Origin of the sequence: Pseudomonas sp. B21-019 (assembly GCF_024749225.1) — a bacterium.
GTDB lineage: Bacteria > Pseudomonadota > Gammaproteobacteria > Pseudomonadales > Pseudomonadaceae > Aquipseudomonas.
Map to the genome: position 1 here is coordinate 2,736,375 of NZ_CP087193.1, position 18,260 is coordinate 2,754,634.

20 protein-coding genes are annotated in these 18,260 nt (G+C 58.2%); 14 read left to right on the plus strand and 6 right to left on the minus strand.

Annotation, left to right across the window (positions count from 1 at the left end; genetic code table 11):
• Window positions 1-65: 65 nt before the first annotated feature.
• Window positions 66-1,376 carry an OprD family porin gene (locus LOY36_RS12385; protein WP_258673807.1) on the plus strand — a complete coding sequence of 437 codons (1,311 nt, stop codon included), beginning with the start codon at window positions 66-68 and terminating at the stop codon, window positions 1,374-1,376.
• A gap of 5 nt (window positions 1,377-1,381) precedes the next feature.
• Here the strand turns inward: LOY36_RS12385 and LOY36_RS12390 are convergent, their stop codons facing one another.
• Entirely contained in the window at window positions 1,382-1,870 is a 489-nt protein-coding gene (locus LOY36_RS12390) for a MarR family winged helix-turn-helix transcriptional regulator (protein WP_258673808.1), read from the minus strand.
• Window positions 1,871-2,082: 212 nt separating this feature from the next.
• Between LOY36_RS12390 and LOY36_RS12395 the strand changes: the two genes are divergently transcribed.
• The 5 genes from LOY36_RS12395 (at window position 2,083) to LOY36_RS12415 (ending at window position 8,553) form a co-directional block, all read left to right on the plus strand.
• The gene (locus LOY36_RS12395; RefSeq protein ID WP_007895816.1) at window positions 2,083-2,913 is read left to right on the plus strand and encodes a p-hydroxycinnamoyl CoA hydratase/lyase; all 831 of its coding nucleotides are present in this window, start codon (window positions 2,083-2,085) and stop codon (window positions 2,911-2,913) included.
• Window positions 2,914-3,042: 129 nt separating this feature from the next.
• On the plus strand, window positions 3,043-4,491 hold the full coding sequence (locus tag LOY36_RS12400) for an aldehyde dehydrogenase (protein WP_258673809.1): 1,449 nt from the start codon (window positions 3,043-3,045) through the stop codon (window positions 4,489-4,491).
• 143 nt (window positions 4,492-4,634) lie between these two features.
• Window positions 4,635-6,518, plus strand: coding sequence for a feruloyl-CoA synthase (locus LOY36_RS12405; protein ID WP_258673810.1), 1,884 nt, complete (start codon window positions 4,635-4,637; stop codon window positions 6,516-6,518).
• Window positions 6,515-7,756, plus strand: a complete 1,242-nt coding sequence (locus LOY36_RS12410) for a thiolase family protein (protein ID WP_258673811.1) — start codon at window positions 6,515-6,517, stop codon at window positions 7,754-7,756. The genes LOY36_RS12405 and LOY36_RS12410 overlap by 4 nt, the downstream gene beginning before the upstream one ends.
• Before the next feature lie 83 nt (window positions 7,757-7,839).
• Entirely contained in the window at window positions 7,840-8,553 is a 714-nt protein-coding gene (locus tag LOY36_RS12415) for a GntR family transcriptional regulator (RefSeq protein WP_258673812.1), read from the plus strand.
• A gap of 10 nt (window positions 8,554-8,563) precedes the next feature.
• Here LOY36_RS12415 and LOY36_RS12420 read toward each other — a convergent pair whose 3' ends face one another.
• Window positions 8,564-9,514: a PDR/VanB family oxidoreductase gene (locus LOY36_RS12420; protein ID WP_258673814.1), complete on the minus strand. Its 951-nt coding sequence runs from the start codon at window positions 9,512-9,514 to the stop codon at window positions 8,564-8,566.
• Entirely contained in the window at window positions 9,511-10,557 is a 1,047-nt protein-coding gene (locus LOY36_RS12425; protein ID WP_258673815.1) for an aromatic ring-hydroxylating dioxygenase subunit alpha, read from the minus strand. Before LOY36_RS12425 ends, LOY36_RS12420 begins: the two co-directional genes overlap by 4 nt.
• A gap of 248 nt (window positions 10,558-10,805) precedes the next feature.
• Between LOY36_RS12425 and pcaQ the strand changes: the two genes are divergently transcribed.
• The 3 genes from pcaQ to pcaG all read left to right on the plus strand — a co-directional run bounded on the left by pcaQ (window position 10,806) and on the right by pcaG (window position 13,175).
• Window positions 10,806-11,735 carry a pca operon transcription factor PcaQ gene (gene pcaQ, locus LOY36_RS12430; protein WP_258673816.1) on the plus strand — a complete coding sequence of 310 codons (930 nt, stop codon included), beginning with the start codon at window positions 10,806-10,808 and terminating at the stop codon, window positions 11,733-11,735.
• A 103-nt stretch (window positions 11,736-11,838) separates the two neighbouring features.
• A complete protein-coding gene (gene pcaH / locus LOY36_RS12435; protein ID WP_018927930.1) occupies window positions 11,839-12,558 on the plus strand; it encodes a protocatechuate 3,4-dioxygenase subunit beta in 720 nt (239 codons plus the stop codon).
• 11 nt (window positions 12,559-12,569) lie between these two features.
• The gene (gene pcaG / locus LOY36_RS12440) at window positions 12,570-13,175 is read left to right on the plus strand and encodes a protocatechuate 3,4-dioxygenase subunit alpha (protein WP_258673817.1); all 606 of its coding nucleotides are present in this window, start codon (window positions 12,570-12,572) and stop codon (window positions 13,173-13,175) included.
• Window positions 13,176-13,322: 147 nt separating this feature from the next.
• Here the strand turns inward: pcaG and LOY36_RS12445 are convergent, their stop codons facing one another.
• Window positions 13,323-13,616 carry a hypothetical protein gene (locus LOY36_RS12445; RefSeq protein ID WP_258673818.1) on the minus strand — a complete coding sequence of 98 codons (294 nt, stop codon included), beginning with the start codon at window positions 13,614-13,616 and terminating at the stop codon, window positions 13,323-13,325.
• A gap of 19 nt (window positions 13,617-13,635) precedes the next feature.
• Here LOY36_RS12445 and LOY36_RS12450 point away from each other — a divergent pair, with 19 nt between their 5' ends.
• The 3 genes from LOY36_RS12450 (at window position 13,636) to LOY36_RS12460 (ending at window position 15,971) form a co-directional block, all read left to right on the plus strand.
• Window positions 13,636-13,989, plus strand: coding sequence for a hypothetical protein (locus LOY36_RS12450; RefSeq protein ID WP_258673819.1), 354 nt, complete (start codon window positions 13,636-13,638; stop codon window positions 13,987-13,989).
• Between the two features lie 284 nt (window positions 13,990-14,273).
• Window positions 14,274-15,017, plus strand: coding sequence for an abortive infection family protein (locus tag LOY36_RS12455; protein WP_258673820.1), 744 nt, complete (start codon window positions 14,274-14,276; stop codon window positions 15,015-15,017).
• A gap of 81 nt (window positions 15,018-15,098) precedes the next feature.
• Window positions 15,099-15,971, plus strand: a complete 873-nt coding sequence (locus tag LOY36_RS12460) for a hypothetical protein (RefSeq protein ID WP_258673821.1) — start codon at window positions 15,099-15,101, stop codon at window positions 15,969-15,971.
• A 143-nt stretch (window positions 15,972-16,114) separates the two neighbouring features.
• Here LOY36_RS12460 and LOY36_RS12465 read toward each other — a convergent pair whose 3' ends face one another.
• Together LOY36_RS12465 and LOY36_RS12470 are read right to left on the minus strand one after the other, a co-directional pair.
• On the minus strand, window positions 16,115-16,999 hold the full coding sequence (locus LOY36_RS12465) for a DUF5677 domain-containing protein (protein ID WP_258673823.1): 885 nt from the start codon (window positions 16,997-16,999) through the stop codon (window positions 16,115-16,117).
• A 191-nt stretch (window positions 17,000-17,190) separates the two neighbouring features.
• Complete coding sequence (locus LOY36_RS12470; protein ID WP_258673824.1) at window positions 17,191-17,472, minus strand: phage major tail tube protein; 282 nt, start codon at window positions 17,470-17,472, stop codon at window positions 17,191-17,193.
• 16 nt (window positions 17,473-17,488) lie between these two features.
• Between LOY36_RS12470 and LOY36_RS12475 the strand changes: the two genes are divergently transcribed.
• The gene (locus LOY36_RS12475; RefSeq protein WP_258673825.1) at window positions 17,489-17,698 is read left to right on the plus strand and encodes a hypothetical protein; all 210 of its coding nucleotides are present in this window, start codon (window positions 17,489-17,491) and stop codon (window positions 17,696-17,698) included.
• A 17-nt stretch (window positions 17,699-17,715) separates the two neighbouring features.
• On the plus strand, window positions 17,716-18,198 hold the full coding sequence (locus LOY36_RS12480) for a hypothetical protein (protein WP_258673826.1): 483 nt from the start codon (window positions 17,716-17,718) through the stop codon (window positions 18,196-18,198).
• Window positions 18,199-18,260: the final 62 nt, after the last annotated feature.

An 18,260-nucleotide genomic window follows, 5' to 3' on the forward strand; every position in this document is an offset into this window, starting at 1 on the left:
GGAGATCCTTGGGGCAACCCCGACGATCCCGTTCAAAAAACAACAACAATAAGTGGACATCGAACATGCCAAATCTCCCTCGGGACGCCCTCGTGGCGATCTCAACCTTACCTGTTCGCGCACGTCGTCTGGCCCTGTTGGGCTTGAGTGTGATTGCCACTCCGGCGCTGGCCGAAGGCTTTATCGATGACAGTCACGGCACCTTGACCCTGCGCAATTACTACCTGGATCGGGACTACAAGGACGACGGTGCGAAGACCGCGGCCCGGGAATGGGCCCAGGGTTTCATCATGAATGTGGAGTCGGGCTTTACCCCGGGGACCGTCGGCTTCGGCCTTGACGCTCGCGGCCTGATGGGGGTCAAGCTGGACTCGTCGCCGGACCGCAGCGGCACCGAGTTGTTGCCGGTGTCCGCCAGCGACAAGCGCGCGGCGGACGAGTATTCGCGCTTGGCCATGACCGCCAAGATGCGTTTTGCCCAAACCACGGTGAAGACTGGCGATGTATCGATCTTCCTGCCGTTCGCTTTCGCCAGTCCGTCACGGCTGCTGCCGCAGACGTTTCGCGGCACCACCCTCAGTTCAAAGGACATCGACGGGCTGACCTTCAACACCGGCTACATCGATCGCATCAACAAGCGCGATTCCACTAACTACCAGCCGATGAGCATCGCTTCGCCGAACCGGCGTTTCAACGGCGCGGCCACCTCATCGCACATGGCCTATGTCGGCGGCGATTACCAGGTGAACAAGGATCTGAGTCTGCGTGCCTATCACGCCGAAGTGGCGGACCTGTACCAGCAGAACACCCTGGCCTTGCTGCACACGCTGCAGGTGGGCGAGGGCACGCTGACCACTGACTTGCGCAGTTTTTTCAGCGACGAGGACGGCAGCGCCAAGGCCGGCAAGGTCGACAACCGCAACCTTTCGGCGCTGTTCGGCTATCGCTTTGGCGGCCATCGCCTGAGCCTGGGTTATATGCACTCCAGTGGTGACACCGCGACGCCTTACGTGTCGGGCACCGAGTTGATGGGCATGAGTGAGCTGACCATGAGCTCGGACTTTCTCAATGCCAAGGAGCGAACCTGGCAGGCGATCTACGACTATGACTTTGCCGCTGCCGGGGTACCCGGCCTGAAGAGCCGGCTGCGTTATGTGCGCGGTGATCATATCGAACTGGCGGCGCTGAATGCCGACGACCGCAAGGAGCGGGAGTTCCAGATGGAACTGGGGTATGTGATCCAGAGTGGCCCTTTGAAGAACGTCGGGCTGATGGCGCGCAAGTCGATCTATCGCAATGACTTCCCCGCCGGCGCGGCGTTTCGCGATGAAAACCAGACCCGCTTTCTGGTGCTCTACACCGTGCCGATCTGGTAAGTCTTTCAGGCCTGATAGACCTTCTTCAGCAACCTGAGCAGTTCTTCGCGTTCCTGGCTGTCGAGGGCGGACGTGGCATCCATGTCGCTCTCGGCAGCGATCAGTTTCAGCTCCTTGAGCAGGGCTTCGCCGGTCTTGCTGAGAAAAATCCCGTAGGAGCGTTTGTCCGGTTTGCAGCGCACTCGCACCGCCAGCGCCCGGCTTTCCAGTTTATTGAGCAGCGGCACCACTTGCGGTGGCTCGATGGCCAGCGCCTTGGCCAGGTCGGCCTGCATCAGCCCGGGGTTCTGGTCGATGATCGCCAGGGCCGAGAACTGCGCCGGGCGCAAGTCGTGGGCCGAGAGCCGGCCAATCAGGTTCTGGAACAGTTTCAGCTGCGCCCGGCGCATGGCGTAACCGATCAGGTCGTCGAGGGCTGCGTCCAGCGACGCCTGGGTTTCGACGCTGTCGGCAGGCGCCTCGGGGGCGGCGGCAATCTTGGAAGACTTGGCCATTGCAGGGTGAATCCTCGGGCTGGCGGTTAAGAAGACTATCTAGTTTGCCGAGATTGGCCGGGGATAGCCACGACCTCTTTCAGATTTCTGGGAGCTGCGCCCGTTTCAGGCACGAAAGCAACTCGGTTAATTTTATTAATAGTTAATTGACATAACTATATTTGCGGTTTAGTTTTTACCCATCGTCAAGCCAAGAACAAGAGAGCATCGCCATGAGTAATTACGAAGGTCGCTGGACAACGGTCAAAGTGGAAATCGAGGAAGGCATCGCTTGGGTCATCCTCAACCGTCCGGAAAAACGCAACGCCATGAGCCCGACCCTGAACCGCGAGATGATCGACGTTCTGGAAACCCTGGAGCAGGATCCGGACGCCGGTGTCCTGGTGCTGACGGGTGCGGGCGAAGCCTGGACTGCGGGCATGGACCTCAAGGAATACTTCCGCGAAGTAGACGCCGGCCCGGAAATCCTTCAGGAAAAAATCCGCCGCGAAGCCTCTCAATGGCAATGGAAACTGCTGCGCATGTACGCCAAGCCGACCATCGCCATGGTCAACGGCTGGTGCTTCGGTGGCGGTTTCAGCCCGCTGGTGGCCTGCGATTTGGCGATCTGCGCCGATGAAGCGACTTTCGGCCTGTCGGAAATCAACTGGGGCATCCCGCCGGGTAACCTGGTGAGCAAAGCCATGGCCGACACCGTGGGCCATCGCCAGTCGCTGTACTACATCATGACCGGCAAGACCTTCGGCGGGCAGAAAGCCGCCGAGATGGGCCTGGTCAACGAGAGCGTGCCGCTGGCGCAACTGCGTGAGGTGACGATCGAGCTGGCGCGTAACCTGCTGGAGAAAAACCCGGTGGTGCTGCGCGCAGCCAAGCACGGCTTCAAGCGTTGCCGCGAACTCACTTGGGAGCAGAACGAAGATTACCTGTACGCCAAGCTCGATCAGTCGCGCCTGCTGGACACCGAAGGTGGCCGCGAGCAGGGCATGAAGCAGTTCCTCGACGACAAGAGCATCAAGCCCGGTTTGCAGGCTTATAAACGCTGAGCCCTGGCGTTGAGAACAAGGCGAGCTGGCCGGGCGATCGAGCGTCCGCCAGCTGTTCGCCCCGGCGCCTCGGCGCTACTGTGAGCCCCTCGAACGTATTCCCGATAAAGACAATAAAGAGGAATCACCATGCTGGACGTGCCCCTGCTGATCGGCGGCCAGTCGTGCCCCGCCCGAGACGGTCGAACCTTCGAACGGCGTAATCCGGTGACCGGCGAAATCGTGTCGCGGGTTGCCGCCGCCACCCTGGAAGATGCCGACGCCGCCGTGGCTGCGGCCAAAGCGGCATTCCCCACCTGGGCGGCCCTGGCCCCCAATGAACGACGCACCCGGTTGCTACGCGCCGCCGAGCAGTTGCAGGCCCGCAGCGCGGAATTCATCGCCGCCGCCGGTGAGACCGGCGCCATGGCCAACTGGTACGGTTTCAATGTGCATCTGGCGTCGAACATGCTGCGTGAAGCGGCATCCATGACCACCCAGATCACCGGCGAAGTCATTCCTTCGGATGTGCCCGGCAGCTTCGCCATGGCCCTGCGTCAACCGTGTGGCGTGGTGCTCGGCATCGCGCCGTGGAACGCCCCAGTCATCCTCGCCACCCGCGCCATCGCCATGCCGCTGGCCTGCGGCAATACCGTGGTGCTCAAGGCGTCGGAACTGAGCCCGGCGGTGCATAGGCTGATTGGCCAGGTATTGCAGGACGCCGGCCTCGGCGATGGCGTGGTCAACGTCATCAGCAACGCGCCCCAGGATGCCGCGGCGATTGTCGAACGGCTGATCGCCAACCCGGCGGTGCGTCGGGTCAACTTCACCGGCTCGACCCATGTCGGGCGCATCGTCGGTGAACTGTCGGCGCGTCATCTCAAACCGGTGTTGCTGGAACTGGGCGGCAAGGCGCCGTTCCTGGTGCTGGAAGATGCCGACCTGGATGCGGCAGTCGAGGCCGCGGCCTTCGGTGCCTTCTTCAACCAGGGACAGATCTGCATGTCCACCGAGCGCCTGATCGTCGATGCCAAGGTGGCCGATGCCTTTGTCGCCAAACTGGCGGCGAAGATCGCCACCTTGCCCGCCGGCAACCCCAATGCCGAAGGTTCGGTGCTGGGTTCGCTGGTGGACAGCAACGCCGGCGAACGGATCAAACTGCTGATCGACGATGCTCTCGACAAGGGCGCAACCCTGGTCGCGGGGGGGCGGCTGGAGGGCAGTATTCTGCAGCCGACTTTGCTCGATAGCGTCACCGATGCCATGCGCCTGTACCGCGAAGAATCCTTTGGCCCGGTGGCGGTGGTGCTGCGCGGCGAAGGTGATGAAGAGCTGCTGCGTCTGGCCAACGATTCCGAGTTCGGCTTGTCGGCGGCGATCTTCAGTCGTGACACCGGTCACGCGTTGGCCTTGGCCCAGCGAGTCGAGTCGGGCATCTGCCATATCAACGGCCCGACCGTGCACGACGAGGCACAGATGCCTTTCGGCGGGGTCAAGTCCAGCGGCTATGGCAGTTTTGGCGGCAAGGCGTCCATCGAGCACTTCACCCAATTGCGCTGGGTGACCTTGCAGAACGGACCGCGGCACTACCCGATCTGAGCAGCTGTCGCAGCGTCGGGCGACGTACGCTTGAGAGCGCTCGTCGCCCGCGTGCAGGCCAGATATCACAATAACAAGGCTGCCATGCCCCAGTTGACTGCTTCGCAGCGGACCGGTGGCGTGACTTGATGGAGAACAAGCACGTGAGTTCCGAATTCAGATCGCCACCCCAGACCGAAGCCAGTGCACCGCGCTATCGCCAGGTATCCATCGGCTGTCCTGCGGTCGAAGTCAGCGAAGAGCAGGGCATATTGCATATGCGCTCCCTGGAACCCTTGGCCGAGTTGCCCGTACGCTTGCTCGATCGCCTGGTGCATTGGGCCCGGGTGCGCCCGCAACAGACCTTTGTTGCCGCTCGCCAGGAGGGCGGCGACTGGCGCCGGGTGAGTTACGCCGAGATGCTGACCAGCGTCCGCGCCATTGCCCAAAGCCTGCTGAGTTATGGCCTGTCGGCAGAGCGACCACTGGCGATCCTCTCGGGCAACGACATCGAGCATTTGCAGATTGCCCTGGGCGCTATGTATGCCGGCATTCCCTATAGCCCGATTTCCCCGGCCTATTCGTTGTTGTCCCAGGATTTCGCCAAGCTGCGGCATGTCTGCGACCTGCTGCAACCGGGGCTGGTGTTCGTCAGCGACGCCGCGACCTATCAGCGGGCGATCGACGCGGTGCTGCCGGCCGAAACGCCGCTGATTACCGTGCATGGCCAAGTACCGGGCCGCCGTCAGGTGAGTTTTGCCAGCCTGCTGGAACAACCCGGCGGTGCCGAGGCCGATTGCGCCTTCACGGCTACCGGGCCGGACAGCATCGCCAAATTTCTGTTTACCTCAGGTTCCACCAAATTGCCCAAGGCGGTGGTCACCACCCAGCGCATGCTCTGCGCCAACCAGCAGATGCTGTTGCAAACCTTCCCGGTGTTCGGCGAAGAACCTCCGGTGCTGGTGGACTGGCTGCCGTGGAATCACACCTTCGGCGGCAGCCACAACGTCGGCATCGTGCTGTACAACGGCGGCACTTTTTACCTGGACGACGGCAAGCCGACCGTTCAGGGTTTTGCTGAAACACTGCGCAACCTCAAGGAAATATCGCCCACCGCCTACCTGACCGTGCCCAAGGGCTGGGAAGAACTGGTCAACGCTCTGGAGCAGGATGGCGAGTTGCGCGAGCGTTTCTTCTCGCGCATGAAACTGTTCTTTTTCGCTGCCGCCGGTTTGTCGCAACGGGTTTGGGATCGCCTGGACCGGGTCGCCGAACAGCATTGTGGCGAACGCATTCGCATGATGGCCGGGCTCGGCATGACCGAGGCGTCACCGTCCTGCACGTTCACCACCGGGCCGCTGTCCATGGCCGGTTACATCGGCCTGCCGGCACCTGGTTGCGAAGTGCGGCTGGTGCCGGTGGACGGCAAGCTGGAAGGGCGTTTTCGCGGGCCGCACATCATGCCGGGTTACTGGCGCGCGCCGCAGCAGACCGCCGAGGTGTTCGACGAACAGGGTTTCTACTGTTCTGGCGATGCGCTGAAACTGGCTGACCCCCGTGATCCGCAACTCGGGCTGATGTTCGACGGGCGCATCGCCGAGGACTTCAAGCTCAGCTCCGGTGTGTTTGTCAGCGTCGGCCCGCTGCGCAATCGCGCGGTGCTCGAAGGTTCTCCTTATGTTCAGGACCTGGTGGTGGCCGCACCGGACCGCGAGTGCCTGGGGGCGCTGGTCTTTCCCCGGTTGTATGAATGCCGACGTCTGGCCGGTTTGAGTGCCCACGCCAGCGATGCAGAAGTCTTGGCCAGCGCGCCGGTGCGTCAGTGGTTCAGCGATTGGCTGCAGCGGCTCAACCGCGACGCCACTGGTAATGCCAGTCGTCTGGAATGGATCGCGCTGCTCGACGAACCAGCTTCCATCGACCGTGGTGAAATCACCGACAAGGGCTCGATCAATCAGCGTGCGGTGTTGCAGTGGCGTGCCGACAAGGTCGAGGCGCTGTATCGCGGTGAAGATCCTTCTATCCTGCGCGCCGGACCTCTGCCGTGAACGGTGCGGGGCAGTATTCGAGCTTTAGCGATGTGGTGATTTTCGAAACCCTACGCACGCCTTGGGTCGACCTCGGCGGGGCGTTGGCTCAGGTCTCGCCGATCGATCTGGGGATCAAGGTCGGGCGTGAGGTATTGGTCCGCGCCGCTGTCGATCCGTCCTCGGTGGACAGCGTGCTCGCCGGCTCCGTGGCTCAGGCCAGTTTCGATGCTTACCTGCTGCCTCGACATATCGGCCTTTACAGTGGTGTGCCGCAAGAGACTCCGGCGCTGGGGGTGCAGCGCATCTGCGCCACCGGTTTCGAACTCTTGCGGCAGGCCGCCAGGCAGCTGGATGACGGCGTGCAGCTGGCCCTGTGTGTGGCAGCCGAATCGATGTCACGCAACCCGATTGCCGCTTACACCCACCGTAGCGGTTTTCGGCTCGGCGCCGAGGTGGCGTTCAAGGACTTTCTCTGGGAAGCCCTCTACGACCCGGCCCCAGGCGTAGACATGATCACCACCGCCGACAACCTGGCCCGGCGGCATGGCCTGAGCCGCGACGAAGTGGATCGCTACGCTCTGTGCAGTCATCAACTGGCATTGCAGGCGCAAGCCGACGGCTGGTTCGAACCGGAACTGGTAGCGATCGGCAATGAGCGTTTTGAGTTGGCCGGCTATCAGCCACGGAATATTCAGTTGCCACGGGGCGTGGACTGCGTGACGCGCGACAGCCACCCGCGACCTACCGATCTGAGCGCTTTGGGCCGGTTGCGGGCGGTGCATGCCGGCGGTGTGCAAACGGCCGGCAACAGTTGCGCGGTGGTCGATGGTGCGGCGGCCGCGCTGGTGGGGCGAGCCTCTGCGGCGCGGCGTCCGGTGTTGGCGCATTTGCTGGCCAGTGCCGTGGTGGGCGTGGCACCGGAGTTCATGGGCATCGGGCCGGCGCCGGCGATCCAGTTGCTGCTGCAACGCAGCGGCCTGGCCATTGACGACATCGGCTTGTTGGAAATCAACGAAGCCCAGGCGGCACAGGTGCTGGCCGTGGCGCAGGTGCTGGAACTGGACGGCGACCGCCTCAACCGGCGGGGCGGCTCCATCGCCCTGGGGCATCCCTTGGCCGCCAGTGGATTGCGTCTGGTGCTGACCCTGGCCAGGCAACTGCGCGAGGGCAATCTGCGTTATGGCATTGCCGCCGCGTGTGTCGGCGGCGGGCAGGGCATGGCGCTGCTGATCGAGAACCCAGCCTATCAAGGCTGAGGCAGAACACCGCAGCCTCTGCCCAAACCTGGCGTCACTCTCTTGCGTTACTATGCAGGCCCACCTTTCTGGAAGTTGCCTGGATGAGTAAGCCCGGTCAAACGGTGCTGGTCGCATTGCGCAAGATGATCGCCTCGGGCGAGCTGGCGGCTGGCGAGCGGTTGATGGAAATCCCCACGGCGCAGCTGTTCGGTGTTTCGCGGATGCCGGTGCGCATGGCGTTCCGCACGCTGGAGCAGGAAGGCTTGCTGGTGCGTTTTGGCGGGCGCGGGTTTCAGGTGCGTTCGGTCAGCCCCGATGACATTGCCGGTGCGGTCGAAGTACGGGGCGTACTCGAAGGCCTGGCGGCGCGTCAGACCGCCGAGCGCGGGCTCTCGGACAAAGCCCGGGCGACCCTCGAACAGTGCCTGATGCAGGGTGATCAGCTGTTCGACAAAGGGTACGTGACCATAGAAGACCTGGAGGTCTATCACGACATCAACATGCGTTTTCACGAGGTGATTGTCGAAGGCAGCCATAACCCGGCGATCGCCGACGCCCTGGCGCGCAACGATCATTTGCCCTTCGCTTCGGTGACTGCCCTGGCCGTGGACCGCAACGATATGGTCCGGGAATACCGACGCTTCAACTATGCCCACATGCAACACCATTCGGTGTTCGATGCCTTGGTCAATCGCCAGGGCGCGCGGGCCGAAGCGATCATGCGCGAACACGCCAACGCCACGTTGCGCTACGCCGAGGTCTTCGGCTCAGCGACGGCCGAGGAGCGGATGAAGGTCATTCTCCGCTCGGAATAGGTGCGGTTTATCAGATATCCAGCACCAGCAGCGGCGTTTTCGAGCGCGAGCAGCAAGGGGTGAACTGGTCGTTGCAAGCCTGTTCATCCTCGGTGAGGAACAGGTCGCGATGCTCCGGCACACCCTCCAGAACCCGAGTCAGGCAAGTGCCACAAATGCCCTGTTCGCAGGAAATGGCGATCTCGATGCCCTGGTTTTGCAACACCTGCACCACGCTCTTGTCGGCTGGTACTTCGAAGACCTGACCGCTGCTGGCGACCTTGATCGAGAAACTGCCATCGGTGCCAGTGTCGACGGGTGCGGCGGCAAAGTACTCGCGGTGCAGGCATTGCTCCTGCCAACTCTGCTTCCTGGCCGTGTCCAACACGTGCTGCATGAAGCCGCCGGGGCCACACACATATAAATGAACGTCGCTCTGCGGCGTGGCCAGAACCTTGGCCGCATCCAGCACGGTGTCGGGTTCCTGATCGAAATGCAGGAACACCCGGTCGGCAAAAGGCGAGCGTTGCAGGCGTTCGACAAAGGCTGCGCGGTCCCGTGATCGGGCACAGTAATGCAGCTCGAAATCCGCGCCGCTGTGGGCCAGGCGTTCGGCCATGCACAGGATCGGCGTGATCCCGATACCGCCCGCAAACAGCAGGCTGCGCCTGGCCTCATGGACCAACGGGAACAGGTTGCGCGGTTCACTGATCGGCAGGCGCGTGCCGGGGTGGATCTGCTCGTGCATGGCCAGTGAACCGCCCCGGGAGGTCGGGTCCTTGAGCACGCCGATCAGGTAGCGATGGCGTTCTTCGGGGTGATTGCACAGGGAATATTGCCGGATCAAGCCGCCGGGCAGGTGCACATCGATATGCGCACCGGCGCTGAAGGCCGGCAGCGGTCGGTCATCGACACTGGCCAGCTCATAGCTGCAGATGTCCTGGGCTTCGTTGTTGCGCGATACCACCAGCACTTCGATCATGCCATGGACTCCTGCGGGGCTTGTTCCCTGGCGATCAGGCGCTCCAGAACTCGACGCGACTGCACGCCGCCAGCGTCGATATTGAGCTTGAGCAAGTTGCGCGCGGGATGGCTGAGCAGGTTCTGTTGCTGGCGTTCGAGCATCTCCAGGTCCTCGCTGAAAATCTTGCCCTGTCCCTCGCGAATGCTCGCGGTCAAGGCTTCATCCTGCGGATTGAAGTTGCGCGCCATACCCCAGAAGTACCAGATCGAGGTCTCGGTTTCCGGCGTGATGAAGTCGACGACGATGCTCGACGCCTTGAACTGCTGGGGAGCCTGATAACCGCCATGGCCGGCATGGGCCACGCCGACTTCGATCAGCACATGGCTGGGCGGGGTGAAGCGGCAGATCTGCCAGCGGTCCACCGGCACATCGTCGGCCAGGTTGTTGCCGCGCAGGGCCATGCGCCAGAAGGGCGGGGCCATGATGTTTTCCATGTGGCGGGCAGTGACCACCTCGTCGCCTTCGACCGTGGTCACCGGCGGCGCTTCGTCGATTTCCTTCTGGCCGATGCTGGACGCATGAACGTAGGTTTCATGAGTCAGGTCCATCAGGTTGTCGATCATCAGGCGGTAGTCGCACTGGATGTGGAACAGGCCGCCGCCATAGGCCCACTCGTCACTGACCGCCCATTCCAGGTGATGGATCAGCGCCGGGTCGGCCAACGCCTGATCGCCGGGCCAGACCCAAATAAAGCCGTAGCGCTCGACCACGGCAAAGGTCTTGTTGCACGGGAAGCCGCGAACCCGCTGCCCGGGCATTTCCACAGTCTTGCCGTCGCACCCCATCACCAGGCCGTGATAGCCGCACACCAGATTGCCGTTTTCCACATAGCCCAAGGACAGCGGCGCGCCGCGATGAGGGCAGAAGTCCTCGACAGCCGCCACCTTACCCTCGTGGCCGCGGTAAAAAACCATCTTTTCACCGCAGATCTGACGGCCCAATGGCTTGCCAGCGATTTCATCGGGCGTGCAGGCGACGTACCAGGTGTTCTTGGGGTACATGGAGATTCTCCAAGGTGGTTTGTTGTTATTTAGTGGATCCATTAGTGGTGATTTTAGGGGGTATTGTCAAATTAATTCTGCTTGTTAACGATTTAGTGGATCCATTGGTGAGTCGAGAGCGCTCACAAATCAATTCCGGCGGGAATCTCTGAAATCCGGTAACCATCCGGTCGCCAGGAAATTGAGCGCACGCTAAGATCGCCTGCAAACGTTTCGACGCCATCGAGGCAACTTCACGGGGCTCAGTAGTGAACATCGACACCCGCATCAAATTCCGTCATCTGGTGTGCTTTCTCGAAATGGCTCGTCAGGGCAGCCTGGCGCGAGCGGCGGATACCTTGGCGGTGAGTCAGCCAGCGATGTCGAAGACGCTCAAGGAGCTGGAGGAGCTGCTGGCAGCAAGCTTGTTTATACGCAGTAAAAGTGGTGTAAACCTGACCGAAGCCGGGGTTGCCTTTTTGCGTTATGCCGGGCCTTCGGTGCAGGCGCTGCGTGATGGGGTGAATACCTTGCGTGGTGGCGAATATGCGGCAGGCACGGTTCGACTCGGCGTGTTGTCGACAGTGGAAAGTTTGCTGGTGCCTGAGGTTGTACGGCGCTTGCACGAGCGTCATTCGGCGCTGGTGGTGAGTGTGGTGACCGGGCCAAGCGCCTATTTGTTGTCGCAGTTGCGGGTGGGCGATGTGGATCTGGTGGTCGGCCGTATGACCGATAGCCCGGAGATTCAGGGGCTGACCTTCGAGCATCTGTACAGTGAATCCATGACACTGGTGGTGCGTCCCTATCATCCCTTGCTGGCCGAGCCGCTGGAGCGTAGCGCCCTGGAAAATTTCCCGCTGGTGCTGCCGCTGGCAGGGACGACGATTCGCAAATATGCCGATAGCCTGTTCGTGCAATGCGGCATCAGCCAGTCGCGGCAGCGTCTGGAAACCTTGTCCGTGACCCTGAGTCGTCGGTATGTGTTGTCCAGCGAGGCGATCTGGATCGCGCCACTGGATGCCGTGCGCCTGGATCTGGCAAGCGGCGAACTGTTTGAGATCAATCTGGGGCAGCGCGAACCGGGTGGTTCGGTGGGGATTTCCAGCAACGCCAGCTTGCCCTTGTCACTGGCGGCCCAGTGGTGTGTCGAGGTGCTGCGCGAGGTAGGGCAGGCGTATCGCGAAGGGCTTTATCCATAACCGTTTGGTTATGTGTTGAAGGTGGCTTTTCAATATTCCCCAGCCTTCTGTTGTTTGAAACTGCGCAGGCAGTGCTCCATAAATCAAACAACAGGAGATCGACATGTCTGATGCAGACAGCAGTCGTTTCGTTATTCGTGACCGTAATTGGCACCCCAAAGCCCTGACCCCTGATTACAAAACCTCTGTCGCCCGTTCTCCACGCCAAGCCTTGGTGAGCATCCCCCAGTCGGCCAGCGAAACCAGCGGCCCGGATTTCTCTCACCTGAAGATGGGGCGGTTCGATAACGACCTGCTACTCAACTTCAATAATGGCGGGTTGCCGGTGGGAGAGAGGATCATCGTTTCCGGCCGGGTCTGTGATCAATATGGCAAGCCCATCCCGCATACTCTGGTGGAGATGTGGCAGGCCAACGCCGGCGGTCGCTACCGGCACAAGAATGATCGCTACCTGGCGCCACTGGACCCGAATTTCGGCGGTGTCGGCCGGGCTCTGACCGATCGTGATGGCTATTACAGCTTTCGCACCGTGAAACCCGGACCATATCCTTGGCGCAATGGCCCGAATGACTGGCGACCGGCGCACATCCATTTCTCCATCAGCGGGCCATCGATCGCCACGCGCCTGATCACCCAGCTGTATTTCGAAGGCGATCCGCTGATCCCGATGTGCCCGATCGTCAAGTCGATCGCCAATCCAGAGGCGGTACAGAGCCTGATCGCCCGGCTCGACATGGGTAATGCCAATCCGATGGATTGCCTGGCCTATCGCTTCGACATCGTGCTGCGCGGCCAGCGCAAGACCCACTTCGAAAACTGCTGAGGAGTCCGTCCATGCCTATCGAACTGCTACCCGAAACCCCTTCGCAAACGGCCGGCCCTTACGTGCATATCGGTCTAGCCCTGGCGGCTGCCGGCAACCCGACGCGGCCGGAAGAAATCTGGAATCAGATGGCCAAGCCGGGTGCCGAGGGCGAACAGATACTGCTGATCGGTCATGTCTATGACGGCAACGGTCACCTGGTGCGAGACTCGTTTCTGGAGTTTTGGCAGGCCAATCATGAAGGTGTCTACGACCCGGTCTTCGACTCGGAAAAAAACTTCAACAGTTTCGGCCGAACCGCCACCACCTTCGATGCAGGGGAGTGGACACTCAATACCATCAAGCCCGGCGTGGTGAAGAATGCCGCCGGGGTGCCGATGGCGCCGCATATCAATGTGTCGCTGTTTGCCCGCGGGATCAATATTCACCTGCAAACCCGGCTGTACTTTGCCGATGAGCCACACGCCAACGCGACGTGCCCGGTGCTTAATCTGATCGAGCAACCGCAGCGTCGCGAAACGCTGATAGCGCAGCGTTGCGAGGTGGATGGCAAGGCGGCTTATCGTTTCGACATCCGTATTCAGGGGGAGGGTGAAACGGTGTTCTTCGATTTTTAAAAGGCAACATGATGCCGAGCGCGAAAAACTCGGGCACTGGCGCGAGGTAAATAGGGTTTAGTTTTTTTGCGTCTGGTGCTAGAGAATTGCGAAAACTGAGGTGGTTGGATAGGCAGCGGAGACGATAGTCCCCGCTGCCTTTTGTTTTCAGCCTGCTTTGATTAGCTTTTCGGCAATCCATTGCGCGATTTGCGTAACGACGGCGTTTCCGGCAGCGAAAGCTTCTGCAAGGTTGGCCGCATCCAGTCCGAGGCAAAGCCCATCATCTTCAGACGCTCGCTGCCGCTCAGCCATCTGATGCCATCCGTGCGGTTGAGCGATGAAAGTTGTACACCCCTTATCGAGCATGGCCGCCTTGTAAGTACCTTTAGCCAATGCAGCAAGCAACTGACACTCGCGATCGAAACAGGCCTGGACGTGGACCCGCACGGCTTTTCCCATCCCCACTGACTTGGTGCTGATGGACTTTCTGGAGCAGATGACAACAGTTCAGATTTCGAGGGAAGAAAATCCATATCACAGCATCAGATTTTTCTCGTCCATCGTTCTTTGGTTAGCCAATTATGGTTACGTAGAAAGCGGCTCTGTACTTAGCAACGGAACCGTTATTCGCTGCACGCTTACAGCCAGAGCATTGGAATTGCTCAAAGCAATGCCTTCAGATCTCGAAAATAAAGATCCGTCTCTGGGCGAGCAGCTGGTCAGCGCGACAAAAGATGGCATGACGGGAAAGGTCAAAGAGCTTGTTTCTGACTTTTTGAGCAAAGCCGTCGTTTTTTGCACCAAGGCAACAGCGGATTGGGTTGGTTCCTAGTTCCTATGCTTGGCTGCGTGGCTGACCCCTTTCAGGCCAGCCCTGCTAAAGCTCCCTATCAGACCCCTTCAACTGGTGATGGAAACCTCGAGTCTATAAATGCTTTCGGCGTCTTCGGAAACCTGCCAAGCACCTTATCTCTTTCACTGTCAGGATGTGGCACATTGACATGGCTAGCCGAGCAAGTAAATTCGACCTTACTGCTGACGGTCATCTGGCATGACGATGCATGCGGCTACGGTCAGCTATGCTGCTAGCACTCGAAATCGCTTACAAGGTCAACAATGCACCCTCTCTCAGAAGAAGCAGAATCACTGCAAGGAATTCTGATTTCGCAGGCCACTGGCGGTAACGAAGACGACTTGGCTTACCTGAAATTGCGTCAAGTGGTTTTGGCTGATTCAACCCTCGCCACGATGGTTCCTCGCTTCGTAAGAACGTGCAGGAGCCTCGGTCAGTTTTGGCAGTTTATTAAAGGAAAATATGCAACCTACGCCGAACGTAGGACCTATATTTGGGACGAGTTTCGTCCGCTACTGGACTATGTCGAAAAAAGTGGAACGTCACCGGCGGATAATGTCGTTACAGGGGCTATTGAGAGGTTCGATTCAGAACATGTGAGAGCGGCTTGGACCAAGTCACTGGAACGCCGAGCGACTGACCCAGAGGGAGCTATTACGATGGCCAGAACCCTTTTGGAATCGGTCTGCAAACACATCCTTGAAGCGGCTGGGTTGGAATATGCTGACAGCCCCGACCTGAATAAGCTCTATCGTCAAACGGCAGAGTTACTGAACCTCGCGCCCTCACAACACACCGAACAGGTTTTCAAGCAAATATTGGGTGGTTGTACAGCCGTTGTTGAAGGCCTGGGCGCGCTTCGTAATCGCCTGAGTGATTCGCATGGCACGGGTAAGGCCGGAGTGAAACCTGCACCACGTCATGCGGAGCTAGCAGTGAACCTTGCAGGCTCTCTCGCTTTGTATCTGCTAGGGACATGGGAAGCCCAACTGCCTAATAGGTTATGAGGAGCTTGCATGTATTGGCTGGCTAACAAAAAGGTCAGTAGCAATACCCCAAGGAAAGTTTAATCTTATGTCTGGAGCATTATGAAGAACCCAAGTGCAGCTCTCGATACATCCTTATTGCCACAATACGTAATGTCCGCTGCATTTATGGAACGTTTTCTCATTGCCGCGCACATAAATGGCGCTCCAATTGAACGTAGCTCTAACACTGAAATAGTAAAAGTTGTAGATGCTAGCGAACTAGAAGTAGATCTTCTGAAATATTTCACGGAAAACAAAGAATCCTTTCGTGACGAGTTTACTGCAGAGCTGGAGGATAAGCTTTCAGAGGGTGCCTTTAAGTTATTTTGCGAAGTTCTCGTCGAAGAGTGGTTTGACGGCATGAGCAAGCGTAAGAACGGCCGGTCTCGACGACTGAAACGTTCAATATATGATTACTTGCTTACGTTGAACAACAGTGAAACTCAATTTGTTCAGACTGAGGATCTGCCCGTAGATATAGAGCCATTGATTGATGCCGAAGATATCGCAGCAATTTTGACCGTCAACGATCAAATGATTTATCGCCATATTGAAGCATGGAAGCAAAGCCATCCTAACAGTGACAGTATCAGTGATAGCGATGTTTTCCTACGAAGGGGATTGGCGATTAATGGTGAGCTCGATACCAGTGAGCCCTATCGAGAAATGGATTTTATAAACTCATATTCCATCGCTTTCAGTGCCCCAGAGAAATTTTCACAAATAGGGAAGAAAACTCCAGTGCTCGTAAATGGAGAAATTACGCTATTCGCGAGCCGAGTACTTTTCTTCTCACCATTCATTCCCGGTATGGATGCCAATCAGCTGGAATTTGGAATAATACCGTCCGTAATGCCTCTCCCCATCCATTATCAAGGCTCTCATGGAGGTATCCTCGAGTACATCCTTGATCCAGCGCCATTCCACAGATGAATTAGAACTAGATGCTCAACGCCGCCATCCCTGCCTAGGGCAGAGATGGCATATATAAGCGAAGTTGTAAGCCTGCTTAGAGCTTCGGCAGTTCTACATATTAGCTATGCGGGAGCTCTTTTCGGCAACAGCAGACAAGAAGGTCATGCCGACTCTGAAACCTCCTTGTAATACTCGTCCGTCAGGCTTTCATGTTCTTTAATCAAACCCCACAATGTCTCCTCTACTTCAAAGACGCTGTCTTCTACATCATTATTTTCCAGTTTGGCGGCAAGCCTCTGTACGGCGTCAGCGTAAAGAAGCACTGCGTTGGTAGCCAAATAATAAGCAAACGATGTTTTTTCGGCTTCAATGCTTTTGAAAATTTCGAGCTTGAATTCTGGTGCCGTGTGTTCAAGTAGCATTTGATTATAAATATCTTCCGAAAAAGAGTGCACTGAATTACAGGTTGGCGCATAGAGGATGTGGTAGAGGTTTTCGAGCCCCACAGCTTTAAACCGAGCACGCGCGTCAGACCACCCCTTGACCTTAGGGTCTCTGAAGAGTGGAAGAAGGTCTTTAACAAACTTCAGATTATCGAAAAAAGCTCTTGCTCGCTGTTCCGAACCTTCGTCTTTAGTAAGCACGGCGAAATCAAGCCATTTTTCTCCTCTATCTCTGGAGGTAGTCAAATAGCTTTTTAGAAGTGATTTTGCTCGCCTCGTATCATCTTCCTCGTTGATATACACGAGGTTTATAGTGTTTTCGAGTGCAACTCTGGACAGTGCCTCAACAGATGAATATAGGCCGTTCGACAGAGAAAGAAGAAGGCTATTATTGAGGTCGGCTACGATGTGCAGCAAGGTTTCGGTTTCGACCTTTAGAATGAAAGGCAGCGGGTTGTCCTGCCCTACCTGCAAATCGCGAGCTCCTTTCGTCACTTTCTCTAAGCAGGAATTAAGCGTAGGAAGGTGATTTTTGTGATCAAAGTGTCGCGCTGAAAAGCGTTGCACGGATTTTATAAACTCTTCTGAATTGTCCATGGTCATCTGCGGTAATTCCCCAATCCGTGCGATCTGGCCTGTCCTAATCGCTCCCGGTACATACTATATTGGTGGCCCTCTGCCACTTTTCAACTGCGAACGACCATCTACGATTTGATTGGATACGGCAAGAGCGTGGCCGGCAGTCCGCCATTCGCTAAGTCTGCTTTCACAGCGGCGTTTTTTTTGGAGTGCCGTTAAGCGATACCAAGATTCTTGTTGAACCTGGCCAAATGATCCTCCCCACCCACCCGAAAAATATTCGCCAAATTATCCAGCAGCACCACCTCATCCCCATTGATCATCTGCCGCACATAAGTGGCCGAAAACGGCGTCTCATACTTCGTCGGGTCTCGTGGTTTGAGCGTACCCAACTGATACTCCTTCCCCGTAATGGTCATGGTCGTGACCAGCGGAATCTCGTTCACCAGCCCCCCGTTATTGAACACCTGAACGTTAGACCGACACTGCAGCTGCACGCTCTTGAATGACTACATGGCCGCCATCGCCAACGCAGGTGCCGACATGTACTACATCATCACCGGCCAAAAAATCGCCGTCGCACCGTCCGCGGAAGAAGCTCCTGCATGGGCCCTCATCGACGGCGAAAAACTCGGGCGAATCATCGAAATGCTCGAAGCCGCCGCCAAACAGGCCGGGCGGCGCTGGCCATCAAAAAAGCTGAAATTGGTAATAAATCGCTAAAATAGCAAAGGAGAACTATGCCAAGCGAGGACGGAGACCTGGTAAGCAAATTATCAGCCAGGCTTTCAGAGGAAATACAAAACCTCCCCAAGGATGGAAACGAACATCAACTCACCATCGACATCAAAGGCAACCGCGGACACATCAACCTCGGCCGCCAAACCTTCGACATCAACACCACCAAACATCCGCCACCCCAAGACAGCGACCGATCCCGCCAATGCCCCCAATGCGATCGCGGCACCTGGCGCTACACCCGACTGTGCATACACTGCGACTACAACCTGCAAAGCCACGACGACAACGTCGCCCAAAAAACAGCCCAGGCCCGCCAGCAGAACAACAACCGAAACACACTGAAAATCTGCGTGGCCCGCATCGGCATCGCCGACTTAAGCTTCACCCTCAAAGACCACCTGCCCGAAGCACTCAAAGCCTACGCCCTGATCGCCACCGGTGCTTTTGGTTGCGTGGCCTTCATGCTCGTGGCCTCACACTAAGCAAACCCCAAGAACGAAACATCCACAAGGAGCTTCAAATGAACCAGAACAAAAACAATACA